The following is a 16,658-nucleotide window of genomic DNA, read 5'->3' as shown; positions in this document are numbered from 1 at the left end:
CATGCTCAGGCCCAGAATTATTCCTTGCCTACTGATTCAGGATGGCGGTCTGGTAAAGACCGTCCGCTTCAAGGACCCTAAATACGTCGGCGACCCGATCAACGCAGTCAAAATCTTCAACGAGAAGGAAGCTGACGAGTTGGTGGTGCTGGATATCGACGCTTCGGTACAAGGCGCAGAGCCCAACTACCAACGTATTGCCAACCTGGCCGCCGAATGCCGCATGCCGCTTTGCTATGGTGGCGGTGTACGCACTCCCGAGCAAGCCCGCAAGATCATCAGCCTGGGTGTGGAAAAGGTTGCGATCAGTTCGGCAGCCCTGGAAAACCCGCAGCTGATCACCCAGATCGCTGAGGAAATCGGACGCCAGAGCGTGGTCGTGGTCCTTGACCACAAGCGCAGGTTGCTGGGTAGCACCCAGGATGTATGGACTCACAACGGTACCCGCAATACCAAACGCTCGGTCCTGGAGGTCGCTGCCGAGATGGCCGAGCTCGGAGCCGGGGAGATTGTCATCAATTCGATCGACAACGACGGTCGGATGAAAGGCTACGATGTCGAGCTCGCGGTTAAACTGCGCCAGACGGTCAATATCCCCATCACTATCCTTGGCGGCGGCGGATCGCTCGAGGACATGCACAAAGTGATTGCCAAGTGTGGCGTGGTGGGCGTTTCGGCAGGTAGCTTCTTTGTGTTCAAGGGGCCTTACCGCGCCGTATTGATCAGCTACCCAAGCGCGCAGCAAAAGGACGACGTCATCTACTCAGCCTTGCAATCAAACTGACAGACGCTTGCATCGAATTCAGGACTCATTATGTTCAGTGGAAAAAAACTTCTTATTTCTGGCGGCACCGGCTCTTTTGGTAATGCGGTGCTCAAGCGTTTTCTCGATACGGATATTGCAGAAATTCGCATATTCAGCCGTGATGAGAAAAAGCAGGATGACATGCGCAAGCGCTATGCCAATAGCAAGCTGAAGTTCTATATCGGCGACGTGCGTGATTATCAAAGTGTCCTGAACGCCACCCGCGGTGTTGATTATATTTTCCATGCGGCGGCGCTCAAGCAAGTGCCATCCTGCGAATTCCATCCGATGGAAGCGGTCAAGACCAACGTCATCGGCACCGAAAACCTACTCGAGGCGGCTATCCAGAACGAAGTGCGTCGGGTGGTATGCCTGAGCACCGACAAGGCGGTCTACCCCATTAATGCCATGGGGATCTCCAAGGCCATGATGGAAAAAGTCATGGTTGCCAAGTCCCGTAACGTCGATGAGCGCAAGACCGTAATCTGCGGTACACGCTACGGTAACGTGATGGCATCGCGTGGTTCGGTGATCCCGTTGTTCATCGAACAGATTCGCCAGGGTGTTCCGCTGTCGATCACTGATCCGAACATGACCCGCTTCATGATGACGCTCGCTGACGCAGTCGACTTGGTGCTGTATGCCTTCAAGCATGGCAACAGCGGCGATCTGTTCGTGCAGAAGGCGCCGGCCGCCACGGTAGAGACGCTGGCCAAAGCCCTGACCCAGATGGTGGGCAAGCCTGAGCATCCTATTCAGGTCATCGGTACCCGTCATGGCGAGAAGCTTTACGAAGCCTTGCTCAGCCGCGAAGAGATGGCCTGTGCCGAAGACATGGGCGACTATTTCCGTGTACCGCCAGATTTGCGCGATCTGAACTACAGCAAGTTTGTCGAACAAGGCGAAGAAAAGATCTCCCACACCGAAGACTACAACTCGCACAATACTCAGCGTCTGGACGTTGCCGGCATGCAGCAACTGTTGCTGAAGCTGGAATTCATGCAGGCGATCCAGCGTGGCGAGCATGCCACGCCAGAGGAGTAGTAGATGAAGGTTCTGATTACCGGCATTAACGGTTTCATTGGCAGTAACCTGGTGGCTCACCTGCGCGAGCGCAGCGATATCGAGGTATTGGGTTTTGCCCGTGGTGATGCCCCGGCGTTGTTGCAAGCCAGAGTTGCCGAAGTTGACTGCATCTTTCATCTTGCCGGTGTAAACCGTCCCCAAGACCCTGCTGAATTTGCGACCGGCAACAGGGACCTGACTCGGCAACTGTGTGATGCAGTGGTCGCCTCCGGCCGCAAAATTCCGTTGGTCTACACCTCTTCGATACAGGCCGATCGGGACAACCCCTACGGCCAGAGCAAGTTGGCAGCAGAGCAGGCGCTGGATGAACTGGCCGGACAGCATGGCTGCCCGGTCTATGTCTTCCGTTTGCCCAACGTGTTTGGTAAATGGGCACGGCCCAACTACAACTCTGCCGTTGCCACGTTCTGCCATAACATCGCACATGATCTGCCTATCCAGATTCACGATGAGTCGGCAGCGCTCACCCTGGTGTATGTTGACGATGTCGTTCGCCACTTCCTGGCGATCATGGATGGTCAGGTATCAGCACCAGGCAAGGTCGATGTTGAGCCGGTGTATGCCACCACTGTGGGGGCTGTTGCCGAGCAGATCCGCGCATTTCGTGCCAGCCGCGCGACGTTGATCACCGAGCCGGTCGGAACCGGTCTGGTGCGGGCGCTTTACTCTACCTACCTGAGCTACCTGCCGCCGGCATCGTTCACCTACGAGGTACCCAAGTACGGCGACCCTCGCGGTGTGTTCGTGGAAATGCTGAAAACCCCGGATGCCGGGCAGTTCTCCTATTTCACCGCACACCCGGGAATTACCCGTGGTGGCCATTATCACCATTCGAAAACCGAAAAATTTCTGGTGATCAAAGGCAAGGCCAACTTCCGCTTCCGTCACATCGTGTCCGGCGAGTTCTATGAACTCGAGACCACAGGCGAGACGCCGACCATTGTCGAGACGGTGCCTGGCTGGACTCACGACATCACCAACATTGGTGATGACGAAATGATCGTGATGCTTTGGGCAAATGAAATTTTTGACCGTGAACATCCGGATACTTACGCGCTGCCGTTGTGCCCGTGAGCGAGATGATTCAGGGAGAGAACTTGATGAAAAAAATGAAAGTCGTGACCGTCGTCGGTACCCGTCCGGAAATCATTCGTCTGTCGCGCGTCATGGCTGCACTGGACGAGCATTGTGAGCATGTGCTGGTGCACACCGGCCAGAACTACGATTATGAGCTCAATGAGATCTTCTTCCAGGATCTGGGTATTCGCAAACCCGACCACTTCCTCAACGCAGCTGGTGCCTCCGGCGCGGAAACCATTGGTAATGTGATCATTGCCGTCGATCGCGTGCTGGCTGAGGTCGAGCCCGAGGCACTGCTGGTGCTGGGGGACACTAACAGCTGCATGGCCGTCATTCCGGCCAAGCGCCGCAAGATTCCGACTTTCCACATGGAAGCGGGCAATCGCTGCTTTGACATGCGTGTGCCTGAAGAGATCAACCGGCGAATTGTCGACCATACTGCCGACATCAACCTGACCTATAGCACCATCGCCCGGGATTACCTGCTTCGCGAGGGGCTTTCTCCTGACATGGTGATCAAGACCGGTAGCCCGATGTTCGAAGTGCTTTCGCACTATCGGCCGCGCATCGATGCCTCGGATGTCCTTGAGCGCCTTGGCCTGCAGGAAGGTCAGTTCTTCGTGGTGAGCGCTCACCGTGAGGAAAACATCGAAGCCGACAAAAACTTCCTCAAACTGGTTGACGTTCTCAACACGGTTGCCGAGCAGTTCGATTTGCCGGTAATCGTGTCCACCCATCCGCGCACGCAAAAGCGTGTCGATGCCCTGGGTGTCACCTTCCATGCCAACGTCCGTCTGCTCAAGCCCTTGGGCTTTACCGACTACAACAAATTGCAGTTGTCGTCCAAGGCGGCATTGTCGGACAGCGGCACGATCAACGAAGAGTCGTCGATCCTCAACTTCCCGGCGCTGAACCTGCGTGAAGCCCATGAGCGGCCGGAAGGGATGGAAGAGGCTGCAGTGATGATGACCGGCCTGGAAGTAGAGCGTGTGTTGCAAGGCTTGCGGTTGATCGAAAGCCAGGCTCGTGGCGCGGCGCGCAACTTCCGTCTGGTTGAAGACTACAGCATGCCGAATGTCTCCGAGAAGGTCGTGCGGATCATTCACAGTTACCGTGATTACGTCATGCGCACCGTCTGGAGAAGGTACTAATCGGGATGACCACTCGTGTTCTATTGTTGACTCAGTGGTTTGATCCTGAACCGACATTCAAGGGACTGGTTTTTGCTCGGGAGTTGGTCGCGCAGGGATTTGAAGTTGAAGTCGTCACCGGGTTTCCCAACTACCCCGGCGGCAAGCTTTATCCGGGATACCGGATAAAGCTCATTCAGCGTGAAGTCATTGATGGCGTCACGGTAACGCGCGTACCGCTATACCCGAGTCATGGGCAAAGTGGCATTGGTCGCGTGCTCAATTACATCAGTTTCGCTGCCAGCAGCCTGCTCTACGGGCTGTTTGGGGCAAAGAAACCCGATGTCATATACGCCTACCATCCGCCACTGACCGTTGGTATCGCCGCGGCCTTCATTCGCCTGCTGCGGCGTGTGCCGGTGGTCTATGACATTCAGGATATGTGGCCGGATACGCTCAGGGCGACGGGGATGTTCTCTAACGAGAAAGCGCTCAACGTCATCAGTCGTGTATGCGATTGGGTTTATCGGCGTGTCGATCAAATCGTCGTATTGTCACCGGGATTCAAGCGACTACTGGTAGAGCGTCAGGTGCCTGGGCCAAAGGTCGACGTCATTTACAACTGGTGTGCCGAAGACATGGTGTGCGCCACCGCAACCGAGCCACCAAGCAACTTTCCCGAGGCATCTCGTTTCAGAATCCTGTTCGCTGGCAACATGGGTAAAGCACAGGCGCTAGAAACGGTCGTATCCGCTGCTGAATTGTTGAACGAGCGAGCGCCGGACGTGATGTTTGTGCTCCTCGGGGGAGGGGTCGAGGTCGAAAATCTGAAAAAGCAGGTCGCCTCCAAAAAATTGAGCAATGTCACGTTTTTGCCTGGCGTACCCATGTCGGAAGTGGGGAACTACCTTGCCAACGCTGATGCATTGCTGGTGCACTTGAAAAAGGATCCCTTGTTTACCATCACCATTCCCTCGAAAACCCAAGCCTACATGGCAGCAGGGAAGCCGATCCTCATGGCGGTCGATGGTGATGCCGCGGATCTGGTGCGCGATGCGGATTGCGGAGTAGTCAGCGAGTCTGAGAACCCGCAATCATTGGCTGATGCCGCTATGGCTTTGTTCCAGTTATCTCTCCCGGAGAGGATTGAAATGGGCAGGAAAGGGCAGGAGTATTATCAGCAACGATTGTCTCTGCGCGTGGGGGCTGAGCGGTTCGGAGCACATTTCAGGAAATTGTCCAATTAAAGTGCACAGCCACTCAGTTGTTGCAGGGGCGTTGTAGATAGGGGCTTTTGATGTTGAAACGTACTTTTGATGTACTGGCGGCGAGCCTAGGATTGTTGCTCCTGTCACCCGTCGTTGTCGTCGTTGCGTACTTAATTCGCAGGCGGCTCGGGTCCCCGGTGTTGTTTAGGCAAGTGCGCCCGGGGCGAGATGGAAAACCGTTCGAGATGGTTAAGTTTCGTACCATGCTTGATGCCGTTGATGCTCAAGGTAATACTTTACCGGATGCACAGCGGATGACGGCCTTTGGTAGTTTTCTTCGCGCCAGTAGTCTGGACGAATTGCCAGAGCTGTGGAATGTCATCAAGGGCGACATGAGTCTTGTCGGTCCGCGGCCACTGCTGATGGAGTACATGCCGTTGTATGATGCAGAGCAACTGCGTCGACATGACGCCCGTCCTGGGGTGACTGGCTGGGCTCAGATCAACGGGCGCAATGCATTATCATGGGAAGACAAATTCAAGCTGGATGTCTGGTATGTCGACAACCAGTCTTTCTGGTTGGACATAAAAATCATCTTTCTGACTATCAAAAAAGTCCTCATCCGGGACGGTATCAGCGCTGATGGCGAAGTCACAATGTCCAGGTTCACTGGCTCCAAAAAGTGATTGAGACAGGCCCGTCAGCGCCTCCGGGAGTGACGGGCCAGCCGGTAACAGACCTCGACGAGTCGGCGCCATGGGCCTTGTAACTTTTCTCTTGTGGCAGTGAGCAGCGTTGCCACGTCGTGCGGGATATTCCTGATACCATGATGCAAGCGGCATAATTGCATGAGTTTCTTTGAGTCGCTGCTGAGATGCTTCAAGGTCATGGACGGTCTGGCTGATCATGCCGTGTGGCCAGTTGAATTGCCGATTGCTCCTTTTCAATTCTGGATAGCAGGTAACCGTTGTGTTGAATACCCCTTTTTCTCCTTGGCCTTCCTTTACTGACGCAGAGGCCGACGCCGTTCGTAATGTTGTGCTTTCCAACAGGGTCAACTACTGGACCGGCCAGGAATGCCGCGAGTTTGAGAAGTCCTTCGCCACCTGGGCGGGAACTGAGTATGCAATTGCGTTAGCCAACGGAACTGTTGCCCTGGATCTGGCGTTGCATGCATTAGGCATCGGCGCGGGCGACGAAGTCATCGTCACGCCTCGTACTTTTCTTGCATCGGTATCGAGCATAGTCAACGCCGGGGCCGTTCCAGTCTTCGCTGAAGTCGATCGAGATACCCAGAACATCACGGCACAGACTATCGAAGCGGTGCTGACTCCGCGGACTCGAGGCATCATCTGTGTTCACCTGGCCGGATGGCCGTGCGATATGGACCCGATCATGGCGTTGGCTGCCAAGCACGATCTGAAGGTTATCGAAGACTGTGCCCAGGCGCATGGGGCTCTCTACAAGGGACGTCCTGTCGGTTCGATCGGCCATGTCGGTGCTTGGTCGTTCTGTCAGGACAAGATCATGACCACGGGTGGCGAAGGCGGTATGGTCACTACCAACGATCGGCAGCTTTGGTCGACCATGTGGGCATTCAAGGATCATGGCAAGAGCTGGGAAGCTGTTTACGAGCGTGAACATGCTCCAGGCTTCCGTTGGCTGCACGAGAGTTTTGGCACCAATTGGCGGATGCTTGAGGTTCAGGGAGCGATTGGACGCATTCAGTTGGAGCGGATGCCAGCATGGCATGCTGCGCGACTGAATAATGCACAATCAATCTGGCGTTGTGCAGACGTGTTGCCGGGGCTGCGCGTACCTTCCATAAGTTCGGACATTACCCACGCTGCCTACAAATGTTACGTATTTGTTGAACCCCAGCAGCTTGCCGAAGGTTGGTCGCGCGACCGTATTATTTCTGAGGTTGTCGCACGAGGTGTGCCGTGCTTCGCCGGGTCGTGCTCTGAAGTCTATTTGGAAAAGGCCTTCGACAACACAGGCTGGCGCCCCACAACGCGCTTAGCCGTAGCGCAGGAGCTCGGTGAAACCAGTTTAATGTTTCTGGTGCATCCGACTTTGACGGAAGCGGAGATGCAGCAAACCTGCGATGTTTTGCAGGTTGTCATGGCCCTCGCAACGCAGAAGTAAGCTGTTCATTCATCATGGCGTGACCAGTGGAAGGCTATGCGAAGTAACGGAAATATTCAGGGGATTTGTGGTGGGGTTCAGTAAGGATGATTGATACGTTTCGTAATTGGCTCTTGAGCCTGCCACGCCGTCAAAAGCGGTTGATTCAGGTCACTACGGACATCCTGTTGGTCTGGGTGGCACTGTGGCTGGCATTCGTTGTACGCCTTGGCATCGACGAAATGATCAACCCCGTTATCGAGCACTTATGGCTATTTGTCACTGCGCCGATTGTCGCGATTCCCCTGTTTATTCGCTTCGGTATGTACCGTGCGGTAATGCGTTATTTTGGCAATGACGCGTTGATAGCAATTATCAAGGCGGTCAGCCTGTCTGCGTTGATTCTGGGTGTCGTTGTTTACTGGTATAGCAATCACCAGAATGTGGTGCCGCGCTCAATTATATTTAACTATTGGTGGTTGAGTCTGATCATGGTTGGCGGGTTGCGTCTGGCAATGCGTCAGTACTTTCTGGGCGACTGGTTCACTGCGGCTCAGCATGTGCCGTTCACCAGTCGGGATGATGGATTGCCAAAGGTCGCTATCTATGGTGCAGGCGCTGCAGGAAATCAGCTTGTCGCCGCATTGCGCATGGGTAAGGTCATGCGTCCGGTTGCGTTTATTGATGATGACAGCAGTATTGCTGACCGGGTTATTTCAGGTCTGCAGGTTTACAAGCCGCGCAATATTCAGCGCATGATTGATGTCACCGGCGCTCAGGAAGTGCTGTTGGCAATTCCTTCTGCTCCTCGTGGACGTCGCCGGGAAATTCTGGGGTACTTGGAAGGCTTTCCATTGCATGTCCGAAGTGTGCCCGGTTTCATGGACCTGGCCAGTGGTCGGGTTAAAGTCGATGATATTCAGGAAGTTGATATTGCTGACCTGTTGGGGCGTGACGCGGTCCCGGCGCAGGATGATCTACTTGAGCGCTGCATCGTAGGGCAGTCGGTATTGGTGACTGGTGCGGGCGGCTCGATTGGTTCGGAGTTGTGCCGTCAGATTATAGGGCTGGGGCCGAAAACACTGATTCTGTTCGAACACAGTGAATTCAACCTTTACAGTATTCTGACAGAACTCGAACAACGAGTTACCCGAGAGTCGTTGGCCGTGCGCCTGTTACCGATTCTTGGCTCAGTTCGTAATCAAACACAATTACTTGATATTATGAAGACGTGGCGGGTTGATACTGTATATCACGCCGCTGCCTACAAGCACGTGCCGATGGTTGAGCACAACATTGCCGAAGGTGTATTGAACAATGTCATTGGCACATTGAACACCGCGCAGGCGGCATTGCAGGCAGGGATTGCGAACTTTGTACTGATATCAACAGATAAAGCAGTGCGTCCAACTAATGTAATGGGAAGTACCAAGCGTCTGGCAGAAATGACCTTGCAAGCCTTGAGTAACGAAGTTGCTCCTGTGTTATTTGGCGATGTTGGGAATGTTTCCCAGGTGAACAAAACACGGTTTACGATGGTTCGATTTGGAAATGTGTTGGGCTCATCTGGGTCGGTTATTCCACTGTTCCACAAACAGATTAAGGCCGGTGGTCCGTTAACGGTTACTCACCCCAAGATTACCCGTTACTTTATGACCATTCCCGAAGCGGCGCAGCTCGTTATCCAAGCCGGCTCCATGGGGCAGGGGGGGGATGTTTTCGTACTGGACATGGGTGAGCCGGTAAAAATCGTCGAGCTGGCGGAAAAAATGATTCACCTTTCAGGATTAAGCATTCGCTCCGAACGCAACCCCCATGGTGATGTCGCCATCGAATTCACCGGCTTGCGACCCGGTGAAAAGCTGTATGAAGAGTTACTAATTGGTGACAATGTCGTTGCCACTCGCCACCCAATGATAATGAGTGCACAAGAAGACTACTTATCTTGGGATGTGTTGAAAGACAGGCTCGCTCAGTTGCTTGCTGCCGTGACTGGAGATGACTACAGTCGCGTACGCCAACTGTTAAGAGAGACGGTCAGCGGTTACACGCCGGAAGGTGAAATTGTTGACTGGATCTATCAACAGCGACGACTTGATCCTTGATGAAGTCGGGCAGTCTGAAACGGCTGCCCGCTCTTCGGAGCGCCCCTAATGATGGGGGCGTATCAGGATTTGCTCTTCGGAATAAATATCTCGGCATTTCCAGTTATGACCGCTTTGCCTCTGACCGTGCAGGTAGTGTCAAAAAATACGCGACCTTTCTCTTTGTCGACCTTTGTAACGGTTACCGCTGCAGTCACGGTATCGTCGATATACACCGGTCGCTTGAATACCAGTGTTTGCGATACATAGACACAGCCAGGGCCAGGCAGCTTTGTGCCAAACAGGGCCGAAAAAAATCCAGCCGACATCAGCCCATGGGCAATTCGCTTTCCAAATCTGGAGCGTTCCGCGTATTCGCTATCGACGTGGACCGGGTTGTGGTCGCCGCTAATGCCTGCAAATGCTTTAATGTCTGCGTCAGAGATTGTCTGGGAATAACGCACGGTCATACCGGGCTCAATTTTCTCGATCGGGATCGAACCCAGTGCCAAATCGTTCATTGTTATCCCCCCAAGCCTTTGCGTGGTAATGGTTTAGCTGGGTTGCCGACAACGATTGCACCTGCTGGAACATTCTTCGTAACAACAGCGCCCATGCCTACAATTGCTCCGGTTCCAATCGTTAATGGTTTTCCGCTGCGACCCTGTTTTATAATTGCGCCTGTGCCTATATAGACGTGATCTTCAATAACTACATTGCCATTACATTTTACAGATGGGGCAAATGTTACAAAGTCACCAATTTCACAATCGTGAGCGACGTAGGAGTAGATGTTTGCGTGGAAATATTTACCTATTTTTGCATTCGATGTGATAGTGGTGAAAGGGCACAAAATCATACCTTCAGCCAGCTGATTATTATCAAGAACTGTGCTGTTTAATGCGTAAATTGAGAAAGCTTCTGCGCCGATGGCAAGCATATCATTTGTGACTTTTTCTCTGATTTTGCTATCGCCAATGGTGACGTTAAAGAATTTTTTGTCCGCCGCTAGGTTTGCAAACTTTTCGGAGGTTAGAACATCGTAACCGTTGATGGTGGTCGGTAGTTCGCCGTCATCAACAAAGATCAAGCGAAAATCTGATTGCTCGGAAAGCATCAGCCGCTCTTTAGCGATGGGGATTACTTCTCGGCCGAATCCGCCTGCGCCGACGATTGCATATATGATCACGCCTTGCTCCTCTATGCATGTCCCTGAGAAAATTGGTTGGAATGTAGCATAATTACGCTGAGCCAGTCTTGGGGTATTTGTTAAGCGTTGCACGTGTTAGCAGCGTTTCTTGCGGCGCTGCTGAACGCTGTTTGAGCCTGTCCGGCCGCAAGATACTTGGTACGTAAGCAACTTGATTGGACTTTCAGTGTCACGTTTTAGGCATCGAGTTCTGGCGCCCGGCCCTTTGAGCGGTAGGTGTGCACTGGTAGTGTCTGCCATTGGCTAAGTAGCGCTCCGGAAGGGCGGATGCTTGATATCAGATTGATTTTGAAATGAATCAACCCTTACTACTCTTTGACTCCTCGCTAGCAGGGGCTAGGTTTCACAAGGCAGCCAAGGAAAAGCTGCCTTCGCAACCTTTCACCAAGGAGTCTTATCTCATGCGCAATACTGTCCTGTCCTATCTCTTACTGCCGCTGTTCGCCTGTGTTTCCTTTTCCTTGAGTGCCGCCCCGACGACCGATTCCCCCCCTCGACCGTCATGGTCACTACACAACCGGTCGCAAAACTGGACCTGAACCAGGTCGACGCTATCACTCTGCAATCCACTCTGACCGGCATTGGCAAAGCCAAGGCCGAAGCCATCGTCGCCTACCGCGAAGAGCACGGAGCATTCAATTCCGTGGATGAACTGCTGGAAATCAAAGGCATCGGAAAAGCATTGCTGGACCGCAATCGCGACAAGCTTGTGGTCAACTGACTTTCAGGGAAGGGGCCGGTCATTGACCGGCTTTTTTATTTGTGCATGCCTTCGGTCGGTTCCAGTTGCTTAAATATTACAATGGTAATATTTTGTTTTGGCACTGCACATCTCTCTTCTGAACACCCTAGGAGACCACCGCAATGCCAAATCTTTCGGCCACAGCTACCGCACTTATCACGGGTGCTTCTTCCGGAATCGGTGCGGTTTATGCCGAGCGTCTAGCTGCTCGAGGACACGATCTGTTACTGGTCGCCCGCAATCGTCAGCGGCTTGAAGCGCTGGCTGCCGGCCTGATGACAAAGTATGGGGTTAATGTGGAAGTGCTTTCTGCCGATCTGGGCGAGCCCGCTGACCTGGCACAAGTGGAGCAACGCTTGCGTAGCGATGAGGCTATCGGCGTGCTGGTAAACAACGCCGGAATCGCCCTGCATGGCACCCTGGCAGACACCAAGCCAGAACATATCGATGCACTGGTCGCACTCAACATCGTCGCCGTCACTCGCCTTGCATCCGCCGCCGCAATGCGATTCTCCAACACCGGGCGCGGCACAATCATCAACATCGCCTCGGTCGTGGCCTTGGCGCCAGAGATGTTCAACGCGGTCTACAGCGCGAGCAAGGCGTATGTCCTGAGCCTCAGCCAGACGCTGCATGGTGAGCTGAAAGATAAAGGGGTGCAGGTCCAGGTCGTGTTGCCCGGGGTCACCCGTACGGAAATCTTCGAGCGCTCCGGCCTTGATGTAACCCAAATCGACCCGCAGATGGTGATGGAAGTAGGGGAGATGGTTGACGCCGCGCTCAGCGGTCTGGACCAGAAGGAGCTGGTGACTATTCCTTCACTGCCGCAGGCGATGGATTGGCAGGCTTATATCAAGGCCCGGGATGCTCTGGGGCCAAATCTGTCGCGCAGTTCGGCGGCGGCGCGCTATAAGTAACGCCGTGCGTTGCCGGGCCGTGCAGAAGGCTCAGCGGTCCTGCGCATCCTTGGCATCCATCTCGGCATTGCGCTCATGCACACGTTTAAGCTGCTCCTCGGTCAGGGGCAGCTTTTTCGCGGTATCACGCAATAGCATCAGGCCACCGACGATGGAGCCGATTGCGAGCACCAGAATCAACCAGGCGTACCAGGGCATGTAGTTCTCCTTCGGGCGGGGAATGACGCCGCTCCTGTTCGTTGGAGCCAAAGCATCATTCATTGGTTCAATTATAGGGGGCGGCCCGTTTGGCGGCCATTTCGCGATCATCGGCCCCCCACGGGCCGCCGCTTCGTTTACAATGCGCGCCGTTCAAGACTTGCCAAGAGACCCGCCCATGTCCGCCTGCCAGACGCCCATCATCGTCGCCCTGGATTTCCCTACCCGTGACGCCGCCCTGAAGCTGGCCGATCAGCTCGATCCTGCACTGTGCCGGGTCAAGGTCGGCAAGGAGCTGTTCACCAGCAGCGCATCGGGCATTGTCGAAACCCTGGTCGAGAAGGGCTTCGAAGTGTTCCTCGACCTGAAATTCCACGATATCCCCAACACCACCGCCATGGCCGTCAAGGCCGCCGCGGAGATGGGCGTGTGGATGGTCAACGTGCATTGCTCCGGTGGCCTGCGCATGATGGCGGCCTGCCGTGAGGTGCTGGCCCAGCGCAGCGGCCCGCAGCCGTTGCTGATCGGCGTGACCGTGCTGACCAGCATGGAGCGTGAAGACCTGGCCGGCATCGGCCTGGATATCGAGCCGCAAGAGCAGGTGCTGCGCCTGGCGGCACTGGCCGAGAAGGCCGGCATGGACGGGCTGGTGTGCTCGGCGCTGGAAGCGCCGGCACTGAAGGCTGCGCACCCGTCGCTGCAACTGGTCACTCCTGGGATCCGCCCGGCCGGCAGCGCCCAGGACGACCAGCGTCGCATCCTGACCCCGCGCCAGGCCCTGGATGCCGGCTCCGACTACCTGGTGATCGGTCGTCCGATCAGCCAGGCTGCCGATCCCGCCCAGGCGCTGGCGGCGGTGGTCGCCGAGATCAGGGCTTAAGCACCAGCTTGCCGAAATTTTCCCCGCTGAACAGCTTCAACAGTGTCTCGGGGAAAGTTTCCAGCCCTTCGACCACGTCTTCCTTGCTCTTCACCTTGCCGGTTGCCAGCCAGCCGGCGATCTCTTGCGCCGCCTTGCCATAGTTGGCGGCATGGTCCATCACTACAAAGCCTTCCATGCGCGCACGGTTGACCAGCAGTGACAGGTAGTTGGCCGGGCCTTTGACCGCCTGCTTGTTGTTGTACTGGCTGATGGCGCCGCAAATGACTACCCGCGCCTTGAAGTTAAGGCGACTGAGCACGGCGTCGAGAATGTCGCCGCCGACGTTGTCGAAGTAGACATCGACCCCTTTCGGGCACTCGCGCTTGAGGCCTTGCAGGACATCTTCGGCCTTGTAGTCGATGACCCCGTCAAAGCCCAGGTCATCCTTGAGGTACTGGCACTTCTCGGCGCCGCCGGCGATACCCACCACGCGACAACCCTTGAGCTTGGCGATCTGCCCGGCAATGCTGCCGACGGCGCCCGCGGCACCGGAGATCACCACGGTTTCTCCTTCTTTGGGTGCACCAACCTCGAGCAGGGCGAAGTAGGCGGTCATGCCGGTCATGCCGAGGGCGGACAGGTAACGCGGCAGCGGCGCCAGTTTCGGATCGATCTTGTAGAAGCCCTGGGGCTCGCCGACGAAATAGTCCTGGATGCCCAGTGCGCCGTTGACGTGATCGCCGACGGCATAGCCCGGGTGTTTCGAGGCAACCACCTCGCCGACGCCCAGGGCGCGCATCACCTGGCCGAGGCCCACCGGCGGGATGTACGACTTGCCTTCGTTCATCCAGCCGCGCATGGCCGGGTCCAGTGACAGATAGAGGTTCTTCACCAGAATCTGACCTTCAACCGGTTCGGCCACCGGCACCTGTTCATAGCTGAAGTCGTCGCGGGTGACGGCGCCGGTCGGGCGTTTGGCGAGGAGGAAGCGGCGGTTGGTCTGGGCAGTCATGGCAAGGCTCTCGTTTGAAGGGCAATGCTTGTTGATAGACCCTGATTGGCCAGTCGGCAAGGTTTACCCGCTTGGCGAATGCACGGTAATCCACTGCGCTGATTGATCCTGGCCAACACAATCACCCACGCCGATAGTGCTTCAACCGGCGCCCTGATGATGCTGCCCAACGCCGCGGATCGCTGCCTAGACTCCTGATCACTGACCTCACTTTGTTGCAGGAGCTAGCGATGAGCATGAGTTTTTCCGGCCAGGTTGCCCTGGTCACCGGTGGTGCTGCGGGGATTGGCCGGGCGACGGCACTGGCATTTGCCGCCGAGGGTTTGAAAGTGGTGGTGGCCGACCTTGATGCCGCCGGTGGCGAAGGCACGGTCGAGCTGATCCGCAATAACGGCGGCGAGGCCTTGTTCGTCAGCTGCAACGTCACCCGCGAGGCGGATGTGCGGCAGCTGATGGGGCGCACGGTCGAGGCCTACGGGCGTCTGGATTACGCCTTCAACAACGCCGGTATCGAGATCGAGCAGGGCCGCCTGGCCGAAGGCAGCGAGGCTGAGTTCGACGCGATCATGGGCGTCAACGTCAAGGGTGTGTGGTTGTGCATGAAGTACCAGTTGCCATTGATGCTGGCCCAGGGTGGCGGCGCCATCGTCAATACGGCATCGGTGGCTGGTCTTGGGGCCGCGCCGAAGATGAGTATCTACAGCGCTTCCAAGCATGCGGTGATCGGCCTGAGCAAATCGGCGGCCATCGAGTACGCCAAGAAGAAGATCCGTGTTAACGCCGTGTGCCCGGCGGTGATCGACACCGACATGTTCCGCCGCGCCTATGAGGCTGACCCGCGCAAGGCTGAATTCGCCGCAGCCATGCACCCGGTCGGGCGTATTGGCAAGGTCGAGGAAATTGCCAGTGCCGTGCTTTACCTGTGCAGCGATGGCGCTGCGTTCACCACCGGCCAGGCCCTGGCAGTCGATGGCGGCGCCACGGCTATTTGACGGTTTCTAGCGTCGGCACGGCAAGCGCCTTGTGGCTGCGTACCAGGGCCAGGCCAACCAGCAGGCAACCGGCCAGCAGCACCAGGCCGAATAGCAGCAGGGCGGTGCCCGGGCCGAGGCGGTCGACCAACAGCCCGGTGAGGATCACCGGCAGGCTGAAGCCCATGTAGGCCAAGAGGAAGAAGCCGGCGCTGGCGCGGGTTTTTTCCTCACCGGCCAAGGTGTTCACCGCTGACAGTCCACCCAGGTAAACAAAGCCATAGCAGGCGCTGCTGGCGGCGATGGTGCCCAGCAGCACGGCAGCCAGCGCGCCGCTGTCCGCGCCCCAGGCCAGCAGCGCATAGCTGCAGGGCAATATCACCAGGCCAATGGCCGTGGCGCGCACCGGTGCCAGGCGCTTGGCCAGTGGCTGGAACAGTAATCCGCAGCTGATCACGCAAAAAGTCGAAAACCCCGACCAACTGGCCAGGCCATGCTGTTTGAGGATCGACGGCAGCAAGGCGATCACCAGGCCGACACAGGCCCAGGCCAGCAGGATCGCCAGGCCATAGGGCAGGCTGCCGGTTGGGTAGTAGGGCAGGCGCAACAGGGCGGCGGGATTGTCCAGGCGCCGGTCGGGCAGCTGCCATACCGCCAGCATCGCCAGGCAGGCCAGCGCCAAATGCAGGTAAAAACTGCCCGGTGTCAGGCTTGGACCACTGAGCAGGAACAGGCTGGTCAGCGCCGCACCCAGGCCGAAACCCAGCGAGGTGCTGGCGGTGACCCAGGTGGCGGCGTGACGGTTGTCGCCGCTGTGCATCAGTTCGCTCATGTAGGCGGTGCCGGTGGCCGACGCCAGTGCGGTGCCGATGCCGAGCAGCAGGCGCGCCAGGCCCAGGGTTTCAAGGCCAGGGGCCAACAGCATCAGCAGGGTGGCGAACATCGACAAGGCCAGGGCGACGAGGATCAGCGGGCGACGCCCGACCCGATCGGCCAGGCCGCCAAGCAACAGCAACACTGGAATCACCCCCAGTACATACCCGGAGAACGCCATTGCCGTGGCCCCGGCGCCATAACCGGAAAGCTCGGCGTAAGCGGTGTACAGCGGTGCCTGCAGGTTGACCGCAAAGGTGATCAGGCACAGGGCAAAAGCCAGTAGGGCAGGGTGGCGCTGGGTGGGCATGGTCGGCTCCTTGTCGATGGGCCGACTATCCGGTGATCAGCAG

16 protein-coding genes and 1 pseudogene are annotated in these 16,658 nt (G+C 56.5%); 12 read left to right on the top strand and 5 right to left on the bottom strand.

The window, feature by feature from the left end; translation table 11 throughout:
• Position 1 precedes the first annotated feature (1 nt).
• From LOY45_RS19485 to LOY45_RS19450, 8 genes are all read left to right on the top strand, one after another.
• Positions 2-784 carry an AglZ/HisF2 family acetamidino modification protein gene (locus LOY45_RS19485; RefSeq protein ID WP_134061701.1) on the top strand — a complete coding sequence of 261 codons (783 nt, stop codon included), beginning with the start codon at positions 2-4 and terminating at the stop codon, positions 782-784.
• A 30-nt stretch (positions 785-814) separates the two neighbouring features.
• Positions 815-1,849: a polysaccharide biosynthesis protein gene (locus LOY45_RS19480; protein ID WP_134061703.1), complete on the top strand. Its 1,035-nt coding sequence runs from the start codon at positions 815-817 to the stop codon at positions 1,847-1,849.
• A 3-nt stretch (positions 1,850-1,852) separates the two neighbouring features.
• Positions 1,853-2,965: a UDP-2-acetamido-2,6-beta-L-arabino-hexul-4-ose reductase gene (gene wbjC, locus LOY45_RS19475; protein ID WP_258578203.1), complete on the top strand. Its 1,113-nt coding sequence runs from the start codon at positions 1,853-1,855 to the stop codon at positions 2,963-2,965.
• A gap of 26 nt (positions 2,966-2,991) precedes the next feature.
• Entirely contained in the window at positions 2,992-4,122 is a 1,131-nt protein-coding gene (gene wecB / locus LOY45_RS19470) for a non-hydrolyzing UDP-N-acetylglucosamine 2-epimerase (protein WP_134061707.1), read from the top strand.
• A 5-nt stretch (positions 4,123-4,127) separates the two neighbouring features.
• The gene (locus LOY45_RS19465) at positions 4,128-5,348 is read left to right on the top strand and encodes a glycosyltransferase family 4 protein (RefSeq protein ID WP_258578202.1); all 1,221 of its coding nucleotides are present in this window, start codon (positions 4,128-4,130) and stop codon (positions 5,346-5,348) included.
• A 50-nt stretch (positions 5,349-5,398) separates the two neighbouring features.
• Positions 5,399-5,995, top strand: a complete 597-nt coding sequence (locus LOY45_RS19460; protein ID WP_258578201.1) for a sugar transferase — start codon at positions 5,399-5,401, stop codon at positions 5,993-5,995.
• Positions 5,996-6,278: 283 nt separating this feature from the next.
• Positions 6,279-7,457 carry a DegT/DnrJ/EryC1/StrS family aminotransferase gene (locus tag LOY45_RS19455; RefSeq protein WP_258578200.1) on the top strand — a complete coding sequence of 393 codons (1,179 nt, stop codon included), beginning with the start codon at positions 6,279-6,281 and terminating at the stop codon, positions 7,455-7,457.
• 86 nt (positions 7,458-7,543) lie between these two features.
• A complete protein-coding gene (locus tag LOY45_RS19450; RefSeq protein WP_258578199.1) occupies positions 7,544-9,541 on the top strand; it encodes a polysaccharide biosynthesis protein in 1,998 nt (665 codons plus the stop codon).
• A gap of 62 nt (positions 9,542-9,603) precedes the next feature.
• Here LOY45_RS19450 and LOY45_RS19445 read toward each other — a convergent pair whose 3' ends face one another.
• Both LOY45_RS19445 and LOY45_RS19440 read right to left on the bottom strand, forming a co-directional pair.
• Positions 9,604-10,041 (bottom strand): MaoC family dehydratase, encoded by a 438-nt coding sequence (locus tag LOY45_RS19445; protein ID WP_258578198.1) that lies wholly within the window; start codon positions 10,039-10,041, stop codon positions 9,604-9,606.
• A 2-nt stretch (positions 10,042-10,043) separates the two neighbouring features.
• Positions 10,044-10,709 (bottom strand): acetyltransferase, encoded by a 666-nt coding sequence (locus LOY45_RS19440; RefSeq protein ID WP_258578197.1) that lies wholly within the window; start codon positions 10,707-10,709, stop codon positions 10,044-10,046.
• A gap of 422 nt (positions 10,710-11,131) precedes the next feature.
• On the opposite strand from LOY45_RS19440, the pseudogene LOY45_RS19435 reads away from it, so the two are divergent.
• Together LOY45_RS19435 and LOY45_RS19430 are read left to right on the top strand one after the other, a co-directional pair.
• Positions 11,132-11,451 (top strand): annotated as a pseudogene (locus LOY45_RS19435) (ComEA family DNA-binding protein).
• A 143-nt stretch (positions 11,452-11,594) separates the two neighbouring features.
• A complete protein-coding gene (locus LOY45_RS19430) occupies positions 11,595-12,389 on the top strand; it encodes an SDR family NAD(P)-dependent oxidoreductase (RefSeq protein WP_258578196.1) in 795 nt (264 codons plus the stop codon).
• A gap of 30 nt (positions 12,390-12,419) precedes the next feature.
• Here LOY45_RS19430 and LOY45_RS19425 read toward each other — a convergent pair whose 3' ends face one another.
• Positions 12,420-12,587: a DUF2897 family protein gene (locus tag LOY45_RS19425; protein WP_010224101.1), complete on the bottom strand. Its 168-nt coding sequence runs from the start codon at positions 12,585-12,587 to the stop codon at positions 12,420-12,422.
• Between the two features lie 178 nt (positions 12,588-12,765).
• On the opposite strand from LOY45_RS19425, the gene pyrF reads away from it, so the two are divergent.
• Positions 12,766-13,467 (top strand): orotidine-5'-phosphate decarboxylase, encoded by a 702-nt coding sequence (pyrF, locus tag LOY45_RS19420; RefSeq protein ID WP_115085845.1) that lies wholly within the window; start codon positions 12,766-12,768, stop codon positions 13,465-13,467.
• Here pyrF and LOY45_RS19415 read toward each other — a convergent pair.
• Positions 13,457-14,461 (bottom strand): NADP-dependent oxidoreductase, encoded by a 1,005-nt coding sequence (locus tag LOY45_RS19415; protein ID WP_233673632.1) that lies wholly within the window; start codon positions 14,459-14,461, stop codon positions 13,457-13,459. The genes pyrF and LOY45_RS19415 overlap by 11 nt on opposite strands.
• Before the next feature lie 230 nt (positions 14,462-14,691).
• Between LOY45_RS19415 and LOY45_RS19410 the strand changes: the two genes are divergently transcribed.
• Positions 14,692-15,453, top strand: a complete 762-nt coding sequence (locus LOY45_RS19410) for an SDR family oxidoreductase (protein ID WP_115085847.1) — start codon at positions 14,692-14,694, stop codon at positions 15,451-15,453.
• Here the strand turns inward: LOY45_RS19410 and LOY45_RS19405 are convergent.
• A complete protein-coding gene (locus tag LOY45_RS19405) occupies positions 15,446-16,615 on the bottom strand; it encodes an MFS transporter (protein ID WP_258578195.1) in 1,170 nt (389 codons plus the stop codon). The two genes, LOY45_RS19410 and LOY45_RS19405, sit on opposite strands and share 8 nt — an antisense overlap.
• Positions 16,616-16,658: the final 43 nt, after the last annotated feature.

Source organism: Pseudomonas wadenswilerensis (genome assembly GCF_024749185.1).
Lineage (GTDB): Bacteria > Pseudomonadota > Gammaproteobacteria > Pseudomonadales > Pseudomonadaceae > Aquipseudomonas > Aquipseudomonas wadenswilerensis.
This window is presented reverse-complemented; position numbering and strand designations above follow the sequence as displayed.